The sequence below is a fragment of the Nocardia sp. NPDC057353 genome, from assembly GCF_042667085.1.
GTDB lineage: Bacteria > Actinomycetota > Actinomycetes > Mycobacteriales > Mycobacteriaceae > Nocardia.
In genome coordinates this window covers 1-21113 of record NZ_JBHVAK010000087.1, presented here as the reverse complement: position 1 = coordinate 21113, position 21113 = coordinate 1, and the positions used below count along the sequence as shown (strand labels likewise).

Below are 21113 nucleotides of genomic sequence, written 5' to 3'. Positions count from 1 at the left end.
GGCCCGCAACGTCAGTTGCGGGCCATGTGCCGAAAAGAACTCAGTTGGCGTTCAGCAGATCGATGACGAAGACCAGCGTCTTACCGGACAACTGGTGCCCACCCCCGGCCCGCCCGTAAGCAAGCTCCGGCGGAATAGTGAGCTGCCGCCGCCCACCCACCTTCATCCCGGGAATCCCGTCCTGCCACCCCTGGATCAGCCCGCGCAGCGGAAAGGTGATCGACTCACCCCGGGTCCACGAGGAGTCGAACTCCTCACCGGTCTCGAACTCGACGCCGACGTAGTGCACTTCCACGGTCCCACCGGGCACCGCTTCCTGCCCCGACCCCTCGATGATGTCCTTGATCACGAGCTCGGTGGGCGCGGGCCCGGCCTGGAATTCGATCTCCGGCTTGGTCATTCGCTATCCCCTTCGATAGTTGTCAGCGGGTGGTGATGTCGTTGTAGTCGCGGGCACCGTACCCGGTGTAGATCTGCCGCGGGCGGCCGATCTTCAGCGGCTCGCTGTGCATCTCGCGCCAGTGCGCGATCCACCCTGGCAGCCTGCCCATGGCGAAGAGCACGGTGAACATGCGGGTCGGGAAGCCCATGGCCTTGTAGACGACGCCGGTGTAGAAGTCGACGTTCGGGTAGAGCTTGCGCTCGACGAAGTAGTCGTCGGTAAGCGCCGCCTCTTCCAGCGCCTGCGCGATGTCGAAGAGCTCGTCCCCACCGCTGATCTTGCTCAGGATGCGGTCGGCGTGCTTCTTGGCGAGCGCGGCGCGCGGGTCGTAGTTGCGGTAGACGCGGTGCCCGAAGCCCATGAGCTTCACGCCGTCTTCCTTGTTCTTGACCTTGCGGATGAACTCGTTGACGTCGCCGCCGGACTGCTTGATGCCGTCCAACATTTCCAGCACGGCCTGGTTGGCGCCGCCGTGCAGCGGGCCCCAGAGCGCGTTGATGCCGCCGGAGACCGAGGTGAACAGGTTGGCGTCGGAGGAGCCGACCAGCCGCACCGTCGAGGTGGAGCAGTTCTGCTCGTGGTCGGCGTGCAGGATGAGCAGCATGTCCAGCGCGGCGGCGACCTCGGGGTCGACCTCGTACGGCTCGGCCGGGAAGCCGAAGGTCATCCGGAGGAAGTTCTCCACCAGGGAGAGCGAGTTGTCCGGGTAGAGGAACGGCTGGCCGACGGACTTCTTGTACGAGTACGCGGCGATGGTGGGCAGCTTGGCCAGCAGCCGGATGGTGGAGAGCTCGACCTGCTCGGGGTCGCGTGGGTCCAGCGAGTCCTGGTAGTAGGCCGAGAGCGCGTTCACCGCGGAGGAGAGCACCGGCATCGGGTGCGCGTTGCGCGGGAAGCCGTCGAAGAAGCGCTTCAGGTCCTCGTGCAGCAGGGTGTGCCTGCGGATCTTGTCGGTGAAGTCGTCCAGCTGGGCCTGCGTCGGCAGCTCACCGTAGATGAGCAGGTAGCTGACCTCGATGAAGGTGGAGGACTCGGCGAGCTGCTCGATCGGGAACCCGCGGTAGCGCAGGATGCCCTCGGCGCCGTCGATGTAGGTGATCGCCGACTTGGTCGGCGCGGTGTTCATGAAACCGGGGTCGTAGGTGACATACCCGGTGCTGGCCAGCAGCTTTCCCAGATCGATGCCGTCGTTGCCCTCGGCGGCCGGGGTGACCGTCATGGGGAAGTGACCGCCGGGGTACTCGAGTACCGGCTTGGCGTCGTTGTCGACCTTGGCGTTGTTCTCAACGGGCACGGCAGGATCCCTCTCAGGCTAGGACCGTCGGCATCGGAGTGCGTCTGGAGCACGTCGGTGCGATCACCTAGACGCTAGTCGCACTCCGCAGACAACGGCGCACGAGGGTGCCCGGGCACCCGACCTCACAATCCGCGGATCGTCACGTGAGGGTTTTCCGGCTCAGTCCGCGGCGGGTACCTGCACCGACCGGGTGATCCGATAGCGGACGAATGCCGGGAAGGCGAGCGCGGCGAGCACCGTCGCGAGCACCACCAGCAGACCGCCGCCCGCCGCAGCCACAGCGGTACCCAGGGAGGCCGCGGCGAAACCGTGGGCAACGTCACCGATCCGCGGCCCACCGGCCACGACCACGATGAACACCCCCTGCAGCCGCCCGCGCATCGCGTCGGTGGCAACGGTCAGCAACATCGCCGTGCGCAGCGCGGCGGAGACCATGTCGACCGCCCCGCCGAAGGCGAGGAAGGCGAGCGCGATCCAGAGCCAGACCCCGAGCCCGAAGAACTGCCCGGCGAACCCGACGGCGAGCCCGAAGCCGAGCATGGCGCAGCCCCAGAGCACGATGCAGACGATCACGGCCAGCCCCTGCCGCCGGATCCGCGGAATCCACCCGGAGAAGACCCCGCCGAGCACCGCGCCGACGGAGAGCGCGGCGAAGAGCAGCCCGAGCGCCACCCCGCCGGAGGCCGGGTCGCCGAAGGTCTCGTGCGCGATCTGCGGGAAGAGCGCGCGCGGCATGCCGAAGACCATGGCGATGATGTCGACCACGAACGAGGCGAGCAGCACCTTCTGCCCGGCGAGGTAGCCGAAACCCTCCCAGACCGCGCGGAATCCGGCCCGACGCACCGCACCGGTCGGCGGGATGGCGGGCAGCCGCCAGACCGCCCAGAGCGTGGCCAGCAGCGCGACGGCGTCCAGCAGGTACAGCGTGGCGAGCCCGACCACCGGGATGAACATCCCGGCGAGCACCGGCCCCGCGATGGCGCCGGTCTGCATGACGGTCATGTTCAGCGAGCTGGCCGCGGCCAGCTGCCCGGCGGGCAGCAGCCGGGAGATGGCGGCATTGCGGGTCGGCTGGTTGACCGCGAAGAAGGCCTGCTGCACCGCGAAGAGCAGCAGCACCACCCAGACATTGCCGAGCCCCGCGGCGGCCTGCGCCCAGAAGGCGAGCGCGGTGAGCCCGGTGCCCGCCGTGGTGATCAGCAGCAGCAGCCGCCGGTCCATGACGTCGGCGAGCGCCCCGCCCCACAGCCCGAAGACCACCAGCGGGACCAGCCCGAAGAGCCCGGCCAGCCCGACGTAGCCGGAGCTGCCGGTGATCTGGAAGATCTGCTGCGGAACGGCGACGACCGAGAGTTGGGCGCCGACCACCGTGACGATATTGCTGGTCCAGAGCCGCCGGTAGGCGGGCGTGCGCAGCGGGGTGGTGTCGGCGAGCAGTCTCACCGCGCAGAGCCTAAAGGTGGGACGATTACGGCTGCAGCCGGGCGACGCCCGGCTCGGCGCCGAGCCGGACCACGACCCGGTTGTGCAGCCTGCCCCGCCGCCCCTGCCAGAACTCGACCTCCTCCGGGCGCAGCCGGAAGCCGCCCCAGAACGGCGGCAGCGGGACGTCCTCGACATCGGCGAACCGGGCGGTGACCTCGGCCAGCCTGGCGTCCAGCTCGGCGCGCGAGCCGATCGGCCTCGACTGCGCCGACGCCCAGGCGCCGAGCCGGGAATCGCGCGGGCGCGAGCGCCAGTAGGCCGCGGTGACCTCCGGCGCCACCCGCTCGACCGGGCCGCGCAGGTGCACCTGCCGCGACACCGGCTGCCAGAGGAAGGTCGCCGCGGCGAACGGCACCGCGGCGAGCTGGGTGCCCTTGGCCGATTCGTAGTTGGTATAGAAGTCGACGCCGTCGGGGGTGAGCCCCTTGCAGAGCACGGTGCGGGTGACCGGGCGCGGCGTGCCATCCACCTCGCGCACCGAGGCGAGCACCATGGCGTTGGGGTCGACCGCACCCGCCGCGCGCGCCTCGTCGATCCAGCGGCGGAGCAGCGGGGCCCAGCCCTCGGCGACCCAGGTCTCGTCCAGGTCACCGGCGCCGTCGGCCTGGGAGGCGGCGTATTCGACTCGCATGGCGGCGAGTTCGTCGACATTCTGCTGGTCGGGCATGGGTCAGACGTTACTCCGGGGTAGCAGCGGGCTAAGGTGCTGCTGATCCGTCTCTGCTCGGCGCGTCACCCGCCGCCGCAGCTGCGACCCGAAGTGCAAGGAGAGTCACACCATGACTACCAGCCCCGCGGTACCCAGCGACTTCGTGAGTGGTCTCGAAGGCGTCGTCGCCTTCACCACCGACATCGCCGAACCGGACAAGGATGGCGGGGCGCTGCGCTACCGCGGCGTCGACATCGAGGACCTGGTCGGTACCCGGGTCACCTTCGGCGATGTGTGGGCGCTGCTGGTGGACGGCGAGTTCGGCCGCGGGCTTCCGCCCGCCGAGCCGTTCCCGCTGCCGGTGCACACCGGCGACGTCCGGGTGGACGTGCAGGCCGGGCTGGCCATGCTCGCCCCGATCTGGGGGTACCAGCCGCTGCTCGACATCGAGGACGAGACCGCGCGGGAGAACCTGGCGCGCGCCTCGGTGATGGCGCTCTCCTACGTCGCGCAGTCCGCGCGCGGGATCTACCAGCCCGCGGTGCCGCAGAAGCTGATCGACCAGTGCTCCACCGTGACCGAGCGGTTCATGACCCGCTGGAAGGGCGACCCGGACCCGCGGCACACCGAGGCGATCGACGCCTACTGGGTCTCCGCCGCCGAGCACGGCATGAACGCCTCCACCTTCACCGCCAGGGTGATCGCCTCCACCGGCGCCGACGTGGCCGCCGCGCTCTCCGGCGCGATCGGCGCCATGTCCGGCCCGCTGCACGGCGGCGCGCCCGCCCGGGTGCTGCCGATGATCGAGGAGGTCGAGCGGACCGGCGACGCCAGGGCGCTGGTCAAGGGCATCCTGGATCGCAAGGAGAAGCTCATGGGCTTCGGGCACCGGGTGTACCGGGCCGAGGACCCGCGCGCCCGCGTGCTGCGCGCCACCGCGGAGCGGCTCGCCGCGCCGCGCTACGAGGTGGCGGCGGCGCTGGAGCAGGCCGCGCTGGCCGAGCTGCGCGAGCGCCGCCCCGACCGCGCCATCGAGACCAATGTGGAGTTCTGGGCCGCGGTCATCCTGGACTTCGCCGAGGTGCCGGCGCACATGATGCCTGCCATGTTCACCTGCGGCCGGACCGCGGGGTGGTGCGCGCACATCCTGGAGCAGAAGCAGCTGGGCAAGCTCGTCCGCCCCGCCGCCATCTACACCGGCCCGAACCCGCGCCAACCCGCGGAGGTCCCGGGTTGGAGCGCCATTCAGCACCGCTGAGAGCGGGCCGCGGATTCAGCTCTCGTCGAGCGAGGCGGTCCAGTCGACCGCGACCGATTCACCGCGGTCGACCTCGAAGAAGGCCACCCGGAGCCGGGCCCCGAGGTCGACCGCGCCGATCGCGGCCAGCGGCACCGGCGTCACCAGCCGGACGCACCACGGCCGCGGCTCGTCCCACGCCATGAGCTCGAGGTCGAGCCGGAGCACCGGGTCGTCGCGGCCCGCGTAGTCGGCGGCGACCGGGGTCGCGGAGAGCACCGTCGCCTCGGCGCGCCGCCCGTCGGCGAGGATCCTGGCCTGCCCGACCCGCCCGGACTCGGCCGGGTCGGGCACGAAGAGCACCAGCCGCTCCCGGTCCCCCGGGTCCACCCGGCAGCCGACCACGTCACCGGGGCTCATCCAGTGCAGGTCGGTGTCGGACACCCACTGGCGAATCCGCACCTCGTACGGCTGCTCCCCCTCGATCGCCACCCGCACCCAGAACACGTGCCCCGGCTCGCCGCGCCGCGGCCGCACCCCGAGCACCGTCGCGGTGCCCCGCACGCCGCGGGCCCGCAGCTCGGTCCGCGCCGCCTCCGGCAGCGGCCCCACCGGGAGCCCGAAGGCCCCCGAACGCCGCCCGCGCACCCGCCACCCCGAATTCGCCGACCACGCTGTCATGGCGGTCAGATTAGCCGGAGTGTGGTCCCGGACACAGCGGTACCACCGTCTACCCTGTTGCCCATGACCTCTGCGTTCCCGACCATTCCCGACGATCTCAAACCCGCCGACGGTCGCTTCGGATGCGGCCCGTCCAAGGTGCGGCCCGAGCAGTTGCGCAACCTGGTCGAGGTCGGCGGCGCGGTATTCGGAACCTCGCACCGGCAGCAGCCGGTCAAGAACGTGGTGGCCCGGGTCCGCAGCGGCCTGCGCGAGCTCTTCGCCCTGCCCGACGGGTACGAGGTGGTGCTCGGCAACGGCGGCACCACCGCCTTCTGGGACGCCGCCGCCTTCGGCCTGATCCGCGAGCGCTCGCTGCACCTGAGCAACGGCGAGTTCTCCAGCAAATTCGCGGCGGTCGCCAAGGGCAACCCGTTCATCGGCGACCCGATCGTGGTCAAGTCGGAGCCGGGCAGCGCCCCCGAGCCCACCGCCGACCCGGAGGCCGACCTGATCGGCTGGGCGCACAACGAGACCTCGACCGGTGTCGCCATCCCGGTCAGCCGCCCGGCGGGCTCGGAGCACGCGCTGGTCGCCATCGACGCCACCTCCGGCGCGGGCGGCCTCCCGGTGAACACCGCGGACGCCGACGTCTACTACTTCGCCCCGCAGAAGTGCTTCGCCGCGGACGGCGGGCTGTGGGTCGCGCTGATGAGCCCGGCCGCGCTGGAGCGGGTCGCCGAGATCAAGGCGAGCGGGCGCTGGACCCCCGAATTCCTCTCGCTCCCGATCGCCATCGACAACAGCGCCAAGGACCAGACCTACAACACCCCCGCGGTCGGCACGCTGCTGCTCTTCGCCGACCAGATCGAGTGGCTGAACGGCAACGGCGGCCTGGACTGGGCGGTCAAGCGCACCCTCGACTCCTCCTCGCGGCTCTACGCCTGGGCCGAGTCGAGCGAGTACGCGACGCCGTTCGTCGCCGATCCCGCGCACCGCTCGCAGGTGGTCGGCACCATCGATTTCGCCGAGTCGGTGGATGCCGCGCAGGTGGCGAAGGTCCTGCGGGCCAACGGCATCGTGGACACCGAGCCGTACCGCAAGCTCGGCCGCAACCAGCTGCGCGTCGGCATGTTCCCGGCGATCGATCCGGAGGACGTCACGCAGCTCACCAAGAGCATCGACTGGGTCGTTCAGCAGCTCGGCTGAGCCTTCCCGGCGCGCGGCGAACAGAGCAGATTATCGGGGGGCGGGAATCTCCGTCGAGATTTCCGCCCCGCGTGTCTGACCTCGAGAACACCACGAGTGCACTACTGTTTCGAAAAGTGGGCGGTGTCGCGAGTCGACGCGGTAAGGAGGTAACCGGTGCGTGAGCTTCGAGTGATCGGGGTGACGCCCGACTCCACCCACATCGTCTGCGTCGACACCGAGTCCGGTCAGAAATTCCGGCTGCCCGCGGACGACAAACTGCGCGCGGCGGCGCGCGGCGACCTTGCACGATTCGGCCAGATCGAGATCGAAATGGAAGCTTCCATGCGTCCTCGCGATATCCAGGCCCGTATCCGCGCCGGTGCCTCCGTCGAACAGGTCACCCTGGAATCCGGCATGCCCGCCAGCAAGGTCGACCGCTTCGCCTACCCGGTGCTGCTGGAGCGCGCCAGGGCCGCCGAGCTCGCGCAGAAGGCGCACCCGGTGCGCGCCGACGGCCCCGCCGTCGAGAACCTCATCGATATCGTCACCGCCGCCTTCACCGCCCGCGGGCACACCCTCGACCACGCCGAGTGGGATGCCTGGAAGGACGAGAAGGGCTTCTGGGTCGCCCAGCTGCAGTGGCAGAACGGTCGCTCCGAGATCGCCGCGCACTGGCGCTACCAGCCGGACGCGCACGGCGGCTCGGTCTCGCCGCTGGACGACCCGGCCTCGGACCTGATCGATCCGGATTTCGGGCGCGCGCTGCGCGGGCTCGCCTCCATCCTGCCCAGCGAGCCGGAACCGGAGCCGGTCGTCGAGCCCGCACCGCGGGAGCCCGCCGCCGAGTACTACGAGGAGCGCGCGGAGGTCGAGGAGCCGCCGCGCCAGGCCGAGCGGCCCGCACCGCGGCAGCAGCCGGTCGCCGAGCGGCCCGCGGCGCGGCAGCAGCCGGTCGCCGAGCCCGCCGAGGCGGAGATCACAGCCGAGGCGGCGCCGACGCCGCAGCAGGCCGAGCCCGAGCCGCCCGCCGCCGAGGAGCCGAGGCAGCCGGTCCGGCGCAAGGCGCCCGCCCGCCGTCCCGCACCGGCGGCCGCCACCGCGGCCGAGGAGCAGGAGGTCGTCGGCGAGGAGGCGAATCCGGCTGCGGCCGAGGAGAAGTCGGAGCCCGCCGCGAAGCAGGCGCCGAAGCCGCCCGCCAAGCCCGCGCGGACCAAGCGCGGCAAGGCGCCGATGCCGTCCTGGGAGGACGTGTTGCTCGGAGTGCGCAGCTCCGGGCACTGAGTCCGGCAGAGCGAGCGTTTCACCAGCGCAGGGCGGAACTCTTTCCGCGCGCATCGGAGTTGCTCGCGGGTTCCCGAGGCGGTTTCGTGCCACCATCGATGCGTGTCCGAGCTGAACAGGGTCTCCGAGCCGAGCCGCATCGCCGCGGCGGCGCCGCCGTCGTCCGGGAAGGCGTCGACGCTCTGGTACATCGATGCCGCCGACCCGCTCGCGGTGCTGCGCGCCGGGCACGAACCCGACCAGGCCGCCGCGCTCGCCCTGGCGCGGCTGCTCTACGCCGACTACGACGTGGTCCCGCACCTGGTCGGGACGCTGGCCGGGTCGGCGGGGCCCGCGGCGAACGAGGTGTTCATCGGCTGCCTGCCCGGGGTCACCGTGCTCTGCGCGGCGCAGGCGGCGCTGATCCGCCCGACCGCGCTGCCCGAGCTGCTGGTGCGGCCGCTCGCCTCCGAGCACACCTACCTGGTGTCCTTCGACAGCGCGCACGGCTGGGGCGCCTTCGCGCACTGGGAGCGCGGCGAGTTCCGCCGCTCGTTCAGCTCCAGCAGGCTGCACATCCTGGAGGACGAGGGGCTGCCGCTGGTCTGGGAGCGGCCGTACTGGGCCGGTGAGCACCCGGTGCGCTGGCGCGCGGGCGAGCTTCCCGACCCGCAGTCGCTGCCCTTCGACCCGCCGGACTTCGCCGATGCCGCCAACAACGAGTGGCTCGGCTTCCACTACCGCTCCGCCCCCGCGGAGGGGGCTCTCACCTCCGCCGACATCACCGTCTGCGGTTTCACGCTCTTCCCCCGAGGCGAAGCCCCCGCGCCCCCGGCCGCGCCCACCCGCCAACGCCGCCGCGGCCTCCTCGACCGCCTCCGCGCCACTCGCTCGCCTGAGCGATAGGCAGGCAGCGTGCGCCGGCGGCGCGGCGGTAGCAGCAGCGGGCAGCGTGGTTCCCGCGCGGCCGCCCGCAGCGCGCCTGCGTGCGAAGCGCGGACTCCGGTCATCCCCCCAGGGCGGCGGCGAGGAGGGCGATCCAGCCGATGACGACGCCGACGGCGCCGCCGCCGAGCACCCACCGGGTGACCGGGGCGAAGCGCCAGCGCCATGCGGTGGGGGCGGCGCCGCCCGCGGCGACCAGGTTCACCGCGAGCGCGAGCAGCGGGTGCACCGCGGCCAGCGCGGCGCCGAAGGCGAAGACCGCGACCGCGGTGAGCGCGCCGACCAGGACGGCGACGGCGATCCCGGCGGCCAGCGGGTTCGGGTCGCGGTAGGGCGGCGGCTCGATCATCGGGTGCGCACCCGCTCGTAGAAGGCCATCGCCGCCGCAGTGGCGACGTTCAGCGAATCCGTCCCCGCCGACATCGGAATCCGCGCCATGACATCGCAGGCCGCCATCGCCTCCGGCGTGAGCCCCGGCCCCTCCGCCCCGAGCAGCAGCGCCACCCGCTCCCCGGACATCGCCGCGGCCAGGTTCGACGCTCCCGGGTCCGGGGTGAGCGCGATGGTCCGGAAACCGCGGCGACGCAGCTCGTCCAGGCCGTGCGGCCACTCCGGGACCGGCGCGAACGGCACCCGCAGCGCGTGCCCCATGGAGACCCGCACCGAACGGCGGTAGAGCGGATCGGCGCAGCGCGCGCCGAAGAGCACCGCGTCCGCCCCGAGCCCGGCGGCATTGCGGAAGATCGAGCCCAGGTTCTCGTGGTCGTTGACGCCCTCCAGCACCGCGACGGTGCGCGCGCCGTCCAGCAGCTCCACCATGGTGAACGCGGCGGGCCTGCGCGCCACCGCGAGCACCCCGCGGTTCAGGTGGAACCCGACCACCTCGGCCATCACCTCGGCCGAGGTCCGGTAGCAGGGCACCGCGACCCCGGCCAGGTCCCCCGCGAGCTCCTCGAAGCGCCGGGCGACGCCGAGCAGCGCGCTCGGCGCGAACCGCGAGCCGAGCATGCGCCGCACCACGACGGTGCCCTCCGCGATCACCAGCCCCTTGCGGCCGGGCAGATCCGGGCGGCGGTCGGCGTTCTTGAGATCGCGGAAGTCGTCCAGCCTCGGGTCGGCGGGGTCCGCGAGGTCGATCACTTCGGCCACCGCCCCATCCTGCCCGCTCGCCGGGGCGGGCGAAAATCCGATGCGGCGCGCCCGGGCGGCGTGCGAGGGTCGAGCGATGACCTCGCATCCGGCAGCGCGCATCCGCACCGCGGAGCAGGCCGACCTGCCCGCGATCCGGCTGCTGATCGAGACCGCCTTCGGCACCCGCTTCGACCCGGCGGAGCCGGAGCACATCTGGACGCTCTTCCCGCTGGACCGCGCGCTGGTCGCCGAGGTCGACGGCCGGATCGTCGCGCACTCGCAGACCGGCCCGATGACGATCACCGTCCCGGGCGGCCAACTGCCCGCGATCGGCATCTCCGGGGTCGCGGTGGCGGCCCCGCACCGGCGCCGCGGCCTGCTCCGCGCGCTCTACACCGAGCAGCACCGGGAGATCGCCGCCAGCGGCATCCCGCTCGCCGCGTTGACCGCCAGCGAGGGCGGCATCTACGGCCGGTTCGGCTACGGCCCGGCCGCGCAGGAGAGCCGGATCCGGCTGGACCGCCGCTTCGCGCACTTCCTGCCGACGACCCCCGACCCCGGCGGCGTCGACCAGGTGGCGGTCGCCGATGCCGAACCCGACATCCGGCGGATCTACGATGCCTGGCACCGCACCACCCCCGGCGCCCAGCAGCGCCCGGCCGCCGCGTGGGCGCTGACCTTCGCCGACGCACCGCGGCTGCGCAACGGCGGCGGCGACCTCTTCGCCTTCCTGCACCCGGACGGCTACGCGCTCTACCGCCACCACGGCGACCGATCGATCGAGGTCAAGGAACTGCGCACACTGACGCCGGAGGCGCACGCGGCGCTCTGGCGCGCGCTCTGCGGCCGCGACCTCAGCCACGACATCGAGGCGTCGGTCGCGGCCGACGACCCGCTCCCCTACCTGCTCACCGACCCGAGGCAGGTGCGCACGATCGGCAGGTACGACACGCTGTGGCTGCGGCTCGCGGACGTGCCCGCCGCGCTCGCCGCCCGCCGCTACCACGCCGACCTGGAAACCGTTGTGGCGGTCGACGACCCCTTCCTGGACGCGGGCGGCACCTTCGCGCTCCGGATCAGGGGCGGGGTGGCCGAGTGCGCGCCGACGACGGCAGAGCCGGAGCTGTCCATGGGGCTGGACGTGCTCGGCGCGATCTATCTGGGTGCGCACCCGGCCCTGGCCTTCGCGGCGGCGGGCAGGCTGCGGGGTGCGCCGGCGGCCGTCCGCGCGCTGGAACGGGCCTTCGCCTGGCCTCGGAACGCCGTGCTGGGCTGGGGATTCTGACCCGGCATGTCCGATTCTGGCATCCTGGAGCCATGAAGCCGATTCAGCTGGTGCTCAATATCCTGTGGCTCGTGTTCAGCGGATTCTGGCTGGCGCTCGGCTACCTGGCGGCGGCGCTGCTCTGCTTCCTGCTCTTCTTCCTGGTGGTGCCGATCCCGTTCGGCGTCGCCTCGCTGCGGATCGCGGCCTACGTGCTCTGGCCGTTCGGGCGCACCACGGTGGAGAAGCCGGGGGCGGGCGCCGGGTCGCTGATCGGCAATGTCATCTGGTTCATCGTGGCGGGCTGGTGGCTGGCGCTCGGGCACCTGCTCACCAGCATCCCGCTCTTCCTGTCGATCATCGGGATCCCGTTCGGCTGGGCCAATCTCAAGCTCATCCCGCTGTCGCTGTTCCCGCTGGGCCGGGACATCGTGGACAGCGACCAGCCGTTCGGCGCGACCCGCTAGTCGCTCTCCGCGACGATCTTCTTCATGATCGTCACGGCGCGGTTCAGCACCTCGAGCTCGTCGGGGTCCAGGCCGGAGAGCTGCTCGGTCATCCACGCCTCGCGGGCGCTGACCTCGTCCGCGACCAGCGCCTGCCCGGCGGGCGAGAGCGAGACGATGATCTGCCTGCCGTCGGTGGGGTGCGGTTTCCGCTCCACCAGCCCGAGTTCGGTGAGCGAGGCGATCACCCTGGTCATCGAGGGCGGCTGCACCCGCTCCTTCGCGGCGAGCGCGCCCGGCGTCATGGCGCCGTCGCGCAGCAGGGTGGCGATGGCGGAGAGCTGGGTCAGCGAGATCTGCGAGTCGGTACGCCTGCCTCGCAGGTGGCGTACCAGCCGGACCACCGCCAGCGAGAGCTCGCCGGCCAGGGCGCGGACGTCCGTTGGCGTTGTCACAGTGGTGAACGATACGTGACCGGCAGGGGCCCATGCCGGTTTCGCCCGACCGCTACTGTGGAGGCGTGACGCAGCAGGTACCCGCCATCCCGCCGCGGCTGATCGACCCCCGCCCGGTCCTCGCCGTCGGCAATGCGCTGTGGCTGGTCGCGGCGATCGTGGTCTGGTCCGGCGGCGAGCGCTGGGTCGAGGCGCGGCCGCTCACCCTGATGGGGCTGGTGGTCGGGGTGCTCGCCACCGGTATCTACCTGATCCAGCTGCGCGGCGCCCGGCGCGGGGACAAGGGCGCCCAGACCGGGCTGTGAATCGCCCTCAGCCGACGTCGAATTCGGCGCTCGTCCCGGTGAACGGGCGGATCGCCGCATCCGACCCGAGCGCATCGGCGAAGTGCACGAAGCGGAACCGGCCGGATGTCCCGGCCGGGATGTCCCAGCGGAACCGCGCCACCGACTCACCGGAGCCCCCGCGCCGCCAGTAGAAGCGCACCTCCCACTCGCCCTCGTTGGCGACCCGGCGCCACGAGCCGTCCGCGCCCAACCGCTGCACCTCCAGGAACGTGCCGTTGCGGCGCGGGTTGTGCTTGGGGTGCGCGGAGACGAACTCCACCTCGGCGGCGGCGCCCGCCGGGTAGCTCGGCGCGGGCTGCGCCAGCACGTCGCCGAAGGCGTGCCCGGCGGGCAGCGGGTCCGGCCCGGCGCCGCCCTGGAGGTTGGGCTGCAGGTTCGACACGTCGCGCGGGGCAGGCCCGCGGCCGACCGGCTCGCGCGCCACCAGTGCCCGCGCCAGCCGGTCGAACTCCTGCTGGTAGGCGCAGAGCGTGTAGCGGCCGAAGAGCGTCGAGCCGCCCTCGTACTGCTGCGCGTCGTACTCCTCCGGCGTCGCCACGTACTGCGAGTAGGCATTGGCGTAGCCCTGCAGGAGCACCTGCGCCGGGTCGACGCCGAGCGCCGCCGCCACCGTGCGCCGGACCCGCAGCCCGGCCACGATGGTGAACTCCGCGCCCGCCGCCGCCAGGTACAGCTCGCCGAGCCGGACGAGCTGCACCGGAAGCACATTCGGCACCCACGGCACCGGCGGCATCAGCCCGAGCGGCGCCGCGATCAGCTTCGGCGCCTGCGCGTCGGCCAGCCAGCCGGGCACCGGGGTGTCGGCGCCGCCGAGCGCGTCGGCGAGCGGGTTGCGCACGCCCTCGGGCACCGGCCCGCCGGGCAGCCCCGGCCCGTCCTCGACGCTGCCCGCGAAGAGCGAGACCCCCACCGCGGCGGGCGCGGTGCGCCGGGGCAGGCCGTCCGGGGTGAAGCGGCCGTCGACCTCGGCGGCGGCGAGATCGACGTAGCAGAGCAGCGAGTCGACGGTGCCGCCGAGCGGCCGCGCGGCGGCGAGCGCGCGCTCCGCGGCGGCGTACTGCCGCTCGCCGAGGATCCTGGTGTTGTCGAACTCGTCCTCGGTGGGGCCGGAGCCGGGGCGCAGGTTCAGGTTCGGCGACATGTCGCCCGCGTTGGTCTGCGCGAAGGCGGCCACGAACTCCGGGGCGCCGTCCAGGTAGCGCACGCCGTTGCGGTCGTGCTCGAAGGTGTAGGCGGCGTAGCCCTTGTTGTCCGAGCTGATCAGCCGGTTGCTGTTGGTCATCGAGGTGTTGTGCGTGGCGAACCAGGTGATCACCCCGATCCGCCTGCCGCCGCGCACCAGCGCGAGCGCGGTGACCGCCGGGTCGATGGCGTCGGGGAACGCGGCCCGGTCGGCCTCCGGGTTGCGCTCGAAGGCGACCCGGGAGCGGTTCACGCTGGCGTCGTGCAGCTCGCTGCGGCCGAATTCCAGTGTGCCCGGCGCGAGGTCGGCGTGCGCGGCGGCGATCGCCTCGACGATGCCCGCGACCTCGGCGTCGTAGACCTGCTGCTGGAAGCCGAGGATGGAGAGGTTGTAGGCGTAGTCGTGGCTGGAGCCGCCGCAGGTGGCGTGCGAGTGCGTCGAGGTGAGCAGCACGTTCTGCTCGGTGTAGAGATCGCCGAAGCGGCGGGCGAGTTCGGTCAGCACGCCGCGGTGCACGGACTGGAAGATCATGCCGTTCTCGGCCACCGCGAAGACCACCCGGCGCCCGCCGTGCACCAGCACGAAGGCGCGGGCGCGCGGCCGCAGGTGGATGCCGGCGGTCTGCTGCTCCTGCTGGGAGTAGCCCATCATGCCGCACTCGGCGGCCGGGCCGGTGATGTCGGAGATGCCCGCGCCGACCAGGTATTCGCCGGGCTCCGCGCGCGCCTGCCCCGGCCGGGCGAGCACACTCGCCGCCAACCCGGCGGCGGGCAGCACGGCCGCGCCGTGCAGAACGGTTCTGCGTGCCACCGACATCCGCGTCTCCCTTCGCTGTCCTGCGAGGGAACCATACAACTGGACAACCGTCCAGAGGGTGTGGACGGCGCGGTGAAATTGACTGCGACCGCCGCGGCGGGTTTGCTTGCTGGCGTGTCCTCCCGATTGAGCGTCGAAGAACGACGGGCCCACCTCATCGAGGCCGCCATCGGTCTCGCCGAGAAGAAGGGCGTGGCGGGAGTGACGACGCGGGATGTCGCGCAGGCCGCCGGGGTCTCGCTCGGGGTGGTGCACTACTGCTTCGAGAACAAGGACGCGCTGATGACCGAGCTGGTCAAGGCGCTCTCCACCGAGCTGCGCGAGTCGATCGACACCAATGCCGCCATCTGGGACGGCGCGGGCACCGGCACCGGGGCGCTGCGCGACCTGGTCAGGGCCGGGCTCGAGCTGCTGTGGCGGAACGTGGAGGCCACGCCGGAGCGGCAGATGCTCAGCTACGAGACGACCACCTATGCGCTGCGCGAGGGCGAGCAGACGCCCGCCAAGCTCATCATCGCCAGGGAGCAGTACACCTTCAACGACGCCACCGTCGGCGCGGTGCTGGAGAACGCCCGCCAGGCGACCGGCACCCGCTGGACCACCCCGGTCACCTCGCTCAGCCGCTTCACCCTCAACCTGATCGACGGCCTGGTGCTGCGCTGGCTGGTCGACGGCGACAGCGCCGCCGCGCGCACCCAGCTGGACCTGCTCGCCGAGCTGGTGGCGAGCAAGGCGGAGTAGCCGCCCGGCGTTTCGGCCGGAAGTACCGAGCCGGTGGCGGCCCGGTGTGCATCAGCGCGGTGCGCGCAGGTGGGTGGCGGCGCCGTCGTACCACCACGGCACCGAGGCCTCGGCCGTGAGTGCGCCGGTGAGCCGCACCCGCAGGTCGCCGTCGTGGAGCAGCAGCGCCCCCCTCGGCTCCGGCAGGGCGTAGAGGCCGCTCGCGATGGTGGCGAAGGGCTCGCTCTCCCACTCCGTTTCGCGGCCGGGGGTGAGCACCTCGGCTGTGACGGCGGCCGAGGCCAACGGCAGCTCGAGCAGCGTCGCCAGGGCTTCGGCCTGTGCCGGGTCGCCGACCACGATGCGGTCGGCGGGGAGCGCGAAGCCGAACCAGGGCAGGTCGAGCACGAGCGCGGCGCCCGGCTCGAGCACCGCGCCGGAGAGCGCGCGCACCCGTTCCGGCGGCTCGACGTCCTCGATGTCCAGGGTCTCCGCGGCGACCGCGGCCGCGAGCAGACGGTGCGTTCCGGCGATCACGGCGGGCAGCGGCGTGCTCGCCGGGTCGGCGAGCGCGGTGAGTAGCGCGCTCGCCAGCTCCGGGGTGACGGCGGTGCGGTCGGCGAGCACCGGGCGCAGCGCGTCCATGCGGCCCGCGAGTTCCGGCGGGTCGAAGACCGGGAGCAGGCCGGTGAAGGTGGGGTCGGCGGGGTGCCGGTGCAGGCCGAGGGGGGTGCCGTGCCAGCGCGCGTTGGTGCGCAGCCACCAGGCGGTGTAGCCGGCGCGGTCGGCCAGCAGCGGGCGGGTGCGGTCGCCGTCGAGCAGCAGGGTGAGCGCGCGCGGCCAGGCCTCGTCGGCGACCAGGTCCAGGTCGCGGACCGCGGCGAGCAGCGGGGGGTCCTCGGCGAGGCCGTCCCACCAGGTGTCCTCGTCGTCGAGGTCGTGGTCGGGGCCGGTCGGGTCCGGCTCGGTGATGACGGAGAAGTCCCAGCTCACGCCGACCGCGCGCAGCGCGGTGCTGCCGTACCCCTCGACCACGGCGGGCGCCACGGTGCCGAAGGGGGCGTCGGCGACCAGGACATCGCGCAGCGGGGCGTCCGGGAGCAGGAGTTCGTCGGCGGGGCGCGGCTCGCCGGTCTCGTCCGGTACCTCGAGCAGGCCGATCCAGCGCGGGAGCGGGACGGTGGTCAGCTCGGCCAGCCGGAGCACCGCGTCGACCAGGTCCTCGTCGTCCGGGGCCTCGTCCAGCGCCGCGCGCAGCGCGGGGTCGGTGAGCAGGTCGAGCGCGTCGGCCTGGCGGGCGCCGAGCCGGGTGAGCAGCGGGTGCGCCGCCTCCGGGTGCACCAGGCGGGACCAGTGCACCGGGACCACCACGGTGAGTTCCTCGTCCAGCACGACGGTGCGCGGGCCGGTCACCAGCCTGCCGTCGGCGAGCGGGACGGCGAGCGCGCCCAGCTCCTCCGCGGTGCGCGGGTCGGTGACGTAGGGTTCCAGCGCGGCGTAGAGCCGGTGCCACCAGCGGGCCGGGCGCTCCAGGCCGGAGGTGTGCTCCGCGATCCCCGCCTGCGTGAGCAGCGGGACGTCGAGCGTGGCGAGGGCGCGGACGGCGGCGGTGTCGGAAAGCTCCGGGATCACCAGCGGGCCGGTGAAACCGGCGAGCAGGTCGGCGAGTTCCGGGGTGAGGTCGGGGAGGACGTGGGTCCGGGCCGGGAGTTGGGCGGGAGCCTGCCTACCGGCGGCCGAGTCGCCGCCGGGCCACACGGCGTCGGAGTCAGCGGGCACCGGCACTGCGGTGGCGCTGCCGGTCCGCGGGCCTGCCGATCCTGCGGGAGCGGCCTCGAGGGCGGCCGAGTCCGCGGGCCCTGTGGCGAAACCGGGCTGTGCGGGCACGGCAGCATGCAGTGCGGACGGCTCCGGTTCGGGCAGGTCCCAGGGGTCGACCACGCGCGAATCCGTGGGCGATGGCGCGTACGCGGACGTCGAACCCTCCGCAGGCGCGGCGAACTCGTCCGGGACGGCGACCACCGGCAGCCACGGGTGGGTGCGCAGCTCGCGCACGACGGCTGCGCGGAGCACGGCATCGGCCTCGCCGAGCGGGAAACCGGGCTCGGGGATGAGCACCAGCCGGTCGCGCGGCGGCAGCGCGGCCGCGAAATTTGCGTAGCCTGCGGCGTATTCGGCGAGCGGGACACCGGGCAGCAGGCGGCGCCGGTCCGGCTGCATGGGGATGTCGGCGATGAGCAGCGCGGGGAGCGAGAGCTCCTCGTCCGAGCGGGTGGGGGCGCGCAGCACGTCGGGAGCGGCGGGCTGCGGGCGGCCGGCCCGCAGCGGGACCAGCCAGCGGCCGCGCGCGGTGCGGTACTCCCACCAGCGGCGCGGCTCGGCGCCGCCGGTGATCGTGAGTTCGGTGAGCCCGGGCCCGGCCTGCCGCTCGCTGCGGGCGAAGCGGCGGCCCGCGATGTCGAGCACCGCTAGCGCGGGCAGCTCGAGCAGCAGCTCGGCGGCCTCCGCGGCGAACCCGGCGAGCAGCGCGGCCGGGTCGACCTCGGCGCGCAGGGTGAGCACCACCTCGGTGTCGCCGCCGATGGGCGCGGTGGACAGCGGCCAGGCCAGGCGCAGCACCGGCACGGGCACCGCGGCCAGCTCGGCGACTCGCTCCGGTGCGCTCGCCCCGGCGGTGGCCGCGGTGGCGGCCAGCGAGAAGCGGACGCCGCCCGCGCGCGAGCGCACCTCGATCTCGTCGGCGACCGCGCGCACGGCGGTGAAGCCGACGCCGAACCGGCCGACGCTCTCGTCCGCCTTGTCCGACGCCCGCAGCGCGGTCAGTGCCCTGACCCCGGTGATGTCGAGCGGGGCACCGGTATTCGCGATGTGCAGGGCGCGGCCGTCGAGCCACACCGTGAGCGCGCCCGCGGTGCCCGCCTTGGCGGCGGCGTCCGCGGCGTTCTGCGCCAGCTCGGTGAGCAGCCGGTCGCGGTAGCCCGCGGCGACCAGGTCCGCCTCGGAGGCGGCGTCCTCGCGCAGCCGGGTCGGCGAATCCCGCCAGGCCGCGAGGACCGCCGCCCGCAGTGCCGCCGTGCCGAACGGGTCGTCCCCGGTCAGCTCCACGGACCCGGCTCGGCCGCCTTCTCCGCCTCGCCCGGCGTCAACGCGGGCGCCACGGCGGACCCGTCGGCGGCGATGGACTCGCCCTCCGCCACCGGCGCGGAAGCAGGCGCAGCATCGGCATCTGCCGCAGGCGCAGCACCGGTTTCCGCAGCCCCCGGCTCGACGCAGGCAGGCTCAGCAGCGGTGGACTGGGCAACGGCCGACTCGGCAGTGGCAAGCGCGGTGTCACCCAAATCGGCAGCGACCGGCGGGGCGTCAACGGACTCCACGCCCACCGACTCGGCACCGGCCGACTCCACCTGCGCGGCGACCGGCCCGGCACCTGCCTGCTCGGCGGCGCCCGACTCCACCTTCGCGGGCGCGATCGTGACGATCTCGACCGCGGCATCGTCGTACGCCTCGTACCGCGCCGACCCACCGCCCGCTGGCAGCTCGGTATCCGAGTGCGCCCCGCACCCGTACCGGTTGTGCACGACCCGCCCGTCCGCCCCCATGGCGTTGCCGCACACCCCGAACGCGGCCCGCATGGCCCCGGCCAGCGGCAGGTAGAACCCGCAGAGCCCGCAGGTCGACGGCGCCGCCCGCGCCATCTCGGCATCCGGCCCGAACTCGCCGAACCAGCGCTCGGCCGCCTCCTCGCGCCCTTCGAGGCTGAGCACCCTCGGCCGCCCGAGGCCGATGTCCCGCGCCACCTCGTCGACGGCCGGGTCACCGTTCAGCACGTACCCGGGCACCAGCCGCGGATCGTTCGCGGTGGGCGGCAGCAGATCGCCCGGCCCGAGGTCGCCGGGGCGCACCCGCTGGTCCCAGGGCACGAAGTCCGGCGCGACCAGCGCGTCCGGGCCGGGCAGCAGCGCGGACTCGCTGACCGTCACCCGATCGTCCCCCGGCGCCGCCGCCACCACGACGGCCCACTGCCAGCCCCGGTACCCGGGGAGGGTGGCCTCGAAGCGGTGCGTCGCCGCCGCCTCGTCCTCGGAGCTCACCCCGATGTGCTCCCCCACGCCGGACGGCTCCAGCTCCAGGAGCGCACGTCGAGCCAGCTCGACGGCGTCGGCCAGGAGGGGCCGTACGCCGGCCTCCGTAACAGAAACTGCGCTCACGGCCTACATTTTGCCGCATGGAACCCAACCGGCGTACGTCGGCCGCTCTGCTCGCGCTCGCCCTGCTCGCCATGGCCGCCTGCGGGGGTGCGGACCAGGCGACCCCGCGCTGGCGGATCGAGGTGCTCGACACCCGCCCGCACACCCAGGGCGCCTTCACCCAGGGCCTCGACGTGGCCGGGCCGGTGCTCTACGAGGGCACCGGCAAACCGGGCCAGTCCTGGGTGCGCGCCACCGACCTGGCCACCGGCGCCGAGCTGGCGCGGGCCGAGCTGCCCACCCCGCTCTTCGGCGAGGGCGTGGCGCACGCGGGCACCGCGGTGTGGCAGCTCACCTGGCAGGACGGCATCGCCGTCGAGCGCGACCCCGCCACCCTGGCCGAGCGCCGCCGGGTGCGCTACGAGGGCGAGGGCTGGGGGCTGTGCACCCGGGACGGCACGCTGGTCATGAGCAACGGCTCCGACACCCTCACCTTCCGCGACCCCGCTACCTTCGACGTCGTCGGCAGCACCAGGCTGACCGCGCACAACGAGGCGCGGCTGAACGAACTCGACTGCGCGCCGGACGGTTCGGTGTACGCCAACAACTGGCCGACGAACGAGATCCTGCGCATCGACCCGGATTCCGGCGCGGTGCTCGCCACCATCGACGGCTCCGGGCTGCTCTCCGCGGCCGAGCGGGCGGGCGCCGACGTCCTGAACGGCATCGCCCACCTGCCGGCCACCGACCGCTTCCTGGTGACCGGCAAATACTGGCCCACCGTCTTCGAGGTGAGGTTCGTCCCGGAGGGGTGAGCCCGCCGCCGGTGAACACCACCGCCGCGGATGCGCCAGAATTGAGGGCGTGACCACTCCCCGCGATTCCTCCGGTGCCCACCGTGGTCGCGGGGACGGCACCGACGAGACGGACCCGCGGCACCCCGGCTTCGACCGCTACCCCCCGCCGAACACCGCGCGCAGGCCGCTGCCCCCGCTCGGCGCCGGGCAGCCGCCGAACCGCCCGCTGCCCCCGCTGGGCCGGGTGGACCAGGCGCCGCGGCAGCGCCCGCTCATCCGCAAGCGCGCCCCGCGCACCGGCCCCCGGGTCGACCGCCCCGCCGCGACCCGCCCGAACACCATCCCGTTCGAGACCGACGCCGCCCCCGGGCAACCGGCGGGCGACGGGCCGCGGCGCGTCCCCCGCAAACTCACCGTGACCAGGGTGGCGGCGCTGCGCGGCAGGCAGCTCACCGAGCGCGGCATCGCGACCTTCCAGCGCGCGGCCAAGGCGAACGGCGCCGACGAGTCCGGGCTGACCGCGCTCACCTACGCCACCATGGCGAACTTCGCGCTGGACGCCGCCATCGCGGTGGCGCTGGCGAACACCCTGTTCTTCGCC

At 73.4% G+C, this 21113-nt stretch carries 20 protein-coding genes and 1 pseudogene; 10 read left to right on the top strand and 11 right to left on the bottom strand.

The genetic code is table 11. The features are described 5' to 3' along the window. Positions 1-40 precede the first annotated feature (40 nt). The 4 genes from ACFUUZ_RS29345 to pdxH form a co-directional block, all read right to left on the bottom strand. The gene (locus ACFUUZ_RS29345; protein ID WP_378701856.1) at positions 41-400 is read right to left on the bottom strand and encodes an FKBP-type peptidyl-prolyl cis-trans isomerase; all 360 of its coding nucleotides are present in this window, start codon (positions 398-400) and stop codon (positions 41-43) included. A gap of 22 nt (positions 401-422) precedes the next feature. Next, entirely contained in the window at positions 423-1736 is a 1314-nt protein-coding gene (locus ACFUUZ_RS29340; RefSeq protein ID WP_378701854.1) for a citrate synthase, read from the bottom strand. A gap of 162 nt (positions 1737-1898) precedes the next feature. Next, positions 1899-3182, bottom strand: a complete 1284-nt coding sequence (locus tag ACFUUZ_RS29335; protein WP_378701852.1) for an MFS transporter — start codon at positions 3180-3182, stop codon at positions 1899-1901. A 25-nt stretch (positions 3183-3207) separates the two neighbouring features. Further along, positions 3208-3891: a pyridoxamine 5'-phosphate oxidase gene (gene pdxH, locus ACFUUZ_RS29330; RefSeq protein WP_378701850.1), complete on the bottom strand. Its 684-nt coding sequence runs from the start codon at positions 3889-3891 to the stop codon at positions 3208-3210. 112 nt (positions 3892-4003) lie between these two features. On the opposite strand from pdxH, the gene ACFUUZ_RS29325 reads away from it, so the two are divergent. After that, positions 4004-5131: a citrate synthase 2 gene (locus ACFUUZ_RS29325; RefSeq protein WP_378701848.1), complete on the top strand. Its 1128-nt coding sequence runs from the start codon at positions 4004-4006 to the stop codon at positions 5129-5131. A gap of 15 nt (positions 5132-5146) precedes the next feature. Here ACFUUZ_RS29325 and ACFUUZ_RS29320 read toward each other — a convergent pair whose 3' ends face one another. Next, positions 5147-5791, bottom strand: a complete 645-nt coding sequence (locus ACFUUZ_RS29320; RefSeq protein WP_378701846.1) for a hypothetical protein — start codon at positions 5789-5791, stop codon at positions 5147-5149. Between the two features lie 63 nt (positions 5792-5854). On the opposite strand from ACFUUZ_RS29320, the gene serC reads away from it, so the two are divergent. The 3 genes from serC (at position 5855) to ACFUUZ_RS29305 (ending at position 9127) form a co-directional block, all read left to right on the top strand. Beyond that, positions 5855-6979: a phosphoserine transaminase gene (serC, locus tag ACFUUZ_RS29315; protein WP_378701844.1), complete on the top strand. Its 1125-nt coding sequence runs from the start codon at positions 5855-5857 to the stop codon at positions 6977-6979. Positions 6980-7135: 156 nt separating this feature from the next. Then, positions 7136-8242, top strand: coding sequence for a septation protein SepH (gene sepH / locus ACFUUZ_RS29310; RefSeq protein ID WP_378701842.1), 1107 nt, complete (start codon positions 7136-7138; stop codon positions 8240-8242). Between the two features lie 102 nt (positions 8243-8344). Beyond that, entirely contained in the window at positions 8345-9127 is a 783-nt protein-coding gene (locus ACFUUZ_RS29305; RefSeq protein ID WP_378701840.1) for a DUF6928 family protein, read from the top strand. 100 nt (positions 9128-9227) lie between these two features. Here ACFUUZ_RS29305 and ACFUUZ_RS29300 read toward each other — a convergent pair whose 3' ends face one another. Continuing rightward, positions 9228-9515 carry a DUF2537 domain-containing protein gene (locus ACFUUZ_RS29300; protein WP_378701838.1) on the bottom strand — a complete coding sequence of 96 codons (288 nt, stop codon included), beginning with the start codon at positions 9513-9515 and terminating at the stop codon, positions 9228-9230. Then, positions 9512-10315: a TrmH family RNA methyltransferase gene (locus ACFUUZ_RS29295; RefSeq protein WP_378701836.1), complete on the bottom strand. Its 804-nt coding sequence runs from the start codon at positions 10313-10315 to the stop codon at positions 9512-9514. Before ACFUUZ_RS29295 ends, ACFUUZ_RS29300 begins: the two co-directional genes overlap by 4 nt. 76 nt (positions 10316-10391) lie before the next feature. Between ACFUUZ_RS29295 and ACFUUZ_RS29290 the strand changes: the two genes are divergently transcribed. Both ACFUUZ_RS29290 and ACFUUZ_RS29285 read left to right on the top strand, forming a co-directional pair. Next, entirely contained in the window at positions 10392-11582 is a 1191-nt protein-coding gene (locus ACFUUZ_RS29290) for a GNAT family N-acetyltransferase (protein WP_378701834.1), read from the top strand. A gap of 32 nt (positions 11583-11614) precedes the next feature. Then, positions 11615-12028 carry a YccF domain-containing protein gene (locus ACFUUZ_RS29285; RefSeq protein ID WP_378701832.1) on the top strand — a complete coding sequence of 138 codons (414 nt, stop codon included), beginning with the start codon at positions 11615-11617 and terminating at the stop codon, positions 12026-12028. Here ACFUUZ_RS29285 and ACFUUZ_RS29280 read toward each other — a convergent pair. Next, positions 12025-12462 (bottom strand): MarR family winged helix-turn-helix transcriptional regulator, encoded by a 438-nt coding sequence (locus tag ACFUUZ_RS29280; protein WP_378701830.1) that lies wholly within the window; start codon positions 12460-12462, stop codon positions 12025-12027. The genes ACFUUZ_RS29285 and ACFUUZ_RS29280 overlap by 4 nt on opposite strands. A gap of 65 nt (positions 12463-12527) precedes the next feature. Between ACFUUZ_RS29280 and ACFUUZ_RS29275 the strand changes: the two genes are divergently transcribed. Next, entirely contained in the window at positions 12528-12767 is a 240-nt protein-coding gene (locus ACFUUZ_RS29275; RefSeq protein WP_378701828.1) for a DUF2530 domain-containing protein, read from the top strand. 7 nt (positions 12768-12774) lie between these two features. Here the strand turns inward: ACFUUZ_RS29275 and ACFUUZ_RS29270 are convergent, their stop codons facing one another. After that, positions 12775-14808, bottom strand: coding sequence for a neutral/alkaline ceramidase (locus tag ACFUUZ_RS29270; RefSeq protein ID WP_378701826.1), 2034 nt, complete (start codon positions 14806-14808; stop codon positions 12775-12777). A 114-nt stretch (positions 14809-14922) separates the two neighbouring features. Here ACFUUZ_RS29270 and ACFUUZ_RS29265 point away from each other — a divergent pair, with 114 nt between their 5' ends. Next, entirely contained in the window at positions 14923-15549 is a 627-nt protein-coding gene (locus ACFUUZ_RS29265; protein WP_378701824.1) for a TetR/AcrR family transcriptional regulator, read from the top strand. A 51-nt stretch (positions 15550-15600) separates the two neighbouring features. Here ACFUUZ_RS29265 and ACFUUZ_RS29260 read toward each other — a convergent pair whose 3' ends face one another. Both ACFUUZ_RS29260 and ACFUUZ_RS29255 read right to left on the bottom strand, forming a co-directional pair. Continuing rightward, positions 15601-18633 (bottom strand): sacsin N-terminal ATP-binding-like domain-containing protein, encoded by a 3033-nt coding sequence (locus tag ACFUUZ_RS29260; RefSeq protein WP_378701822.1) that lies wholly within the window; start codon positions 18631-18633, stop codon positions 15601-15603. Then, a complete protein-coding gene (locus ACFUUZ_RS29255; RefSeq protein WP_378701820.1) occupies positions 18624-19736 on the bottom strand; it encodes a DUF3027 domain-containing protein in 1113 nt (370 codons plus the stop codon). The genes ACFUUZ_RS29260 and ACFUUZ_RS29255 overlap by 10 nt, the downstream gene beginning before the upstream one ends. A gap of 17 nt (positions 19737-19753) precedes the next feature. On the opposite strand from ACFUUZ_RS29255, the gene ACFUUZ_RS29250 reads away from it, so the two are divergent. Beyond that, positions 19754-20530, top strand: a complete 777-nt coding sequence (locus ACFUUZ_RS29250; RefSeq protein ID WP_378701818.1) for a glutaminyl-peptide cyclotransferase — start codon at positions 19754-19756, stop codon at positions 20528-20530. Between the two features lie 49 nt (positions 20531-20579). After that, positions 20580-21113, top strand: a pseudogene (locus ACFUUZ_RS29245) (MFS transporter); the annotation flags it as partial.

Coding starts and splice junctions, on each gene's coding strand:
- ACFUUZ_RS29290 (WP_378701834.1), top strand. CDS start 10,392: ATGACCTCGCATCCGGCAGCGCGCATCCGCACCGCGGAGCAGGCCGAC.
- ACFUUZ_RS29325 (WP_378701848.1), top strand. CDS start 4,004: ATGACTACCAGCCCCGCGGTACCCAGCGACTTCGTGAGTGGTCTCGAA.
- ACFUUZ_RS29270 (WP_378701826.1), bottom strand. CDS start 14,808: ATGTCGGTGGCACGCAGAACCGTTCTGCACGGCGCGGCCGTGCTGCCC.
- ACFUUZ_RS29345 (WP_378701856.1), bottom strand. CDS start 400: ATGACCAAGCCGGAGATCGAATTCCAGGCCGGGCCCGCGCCCACCGAG.
- pdxH (WP_378701850.1), bottom strand. CDS start 3,891: ATGCCCGACCAGCAGAATGTCGACGAACTCGCCGCCATGCGAGTCGAA.
- ACFUUZ_RS29250 (WP_378701818.1), top strand. CDS start 19,754: ATGGAACCCAACCGGCGTACGTCGGCCGCTCTGCTCGCGCTCGCCCTG.
- serC (WP_378701844.1), top strand. CDS start 5,855: ATGACCTCTGCGTTCCCGACCATTCCCGACGATCTCAAACCCGCCGAC.
- ACFUUZ_RS29285 (WP_378701832.1), top strand. CDS start 11,615: ATGAAGCCGATTCAGCTGGTGCTCAATATCCTGTGGCTCGTGTTCAGC.
- ACFUUZ_RS29300 (WP_378701838.1), bottom strand. CDS start 9,515: ATGATCGAGCCGCCGCCCTACCGCGACCCGAACCCGCTGGCCGCCGGG.
- ACFUUZ_RS29320 (WP_378701846.1), bottom strand. CDS start 5,791: ATGACAGCGTGGTCGGCGAATTCGGGGTGGCGGGTGCGCGGGCGGCGT.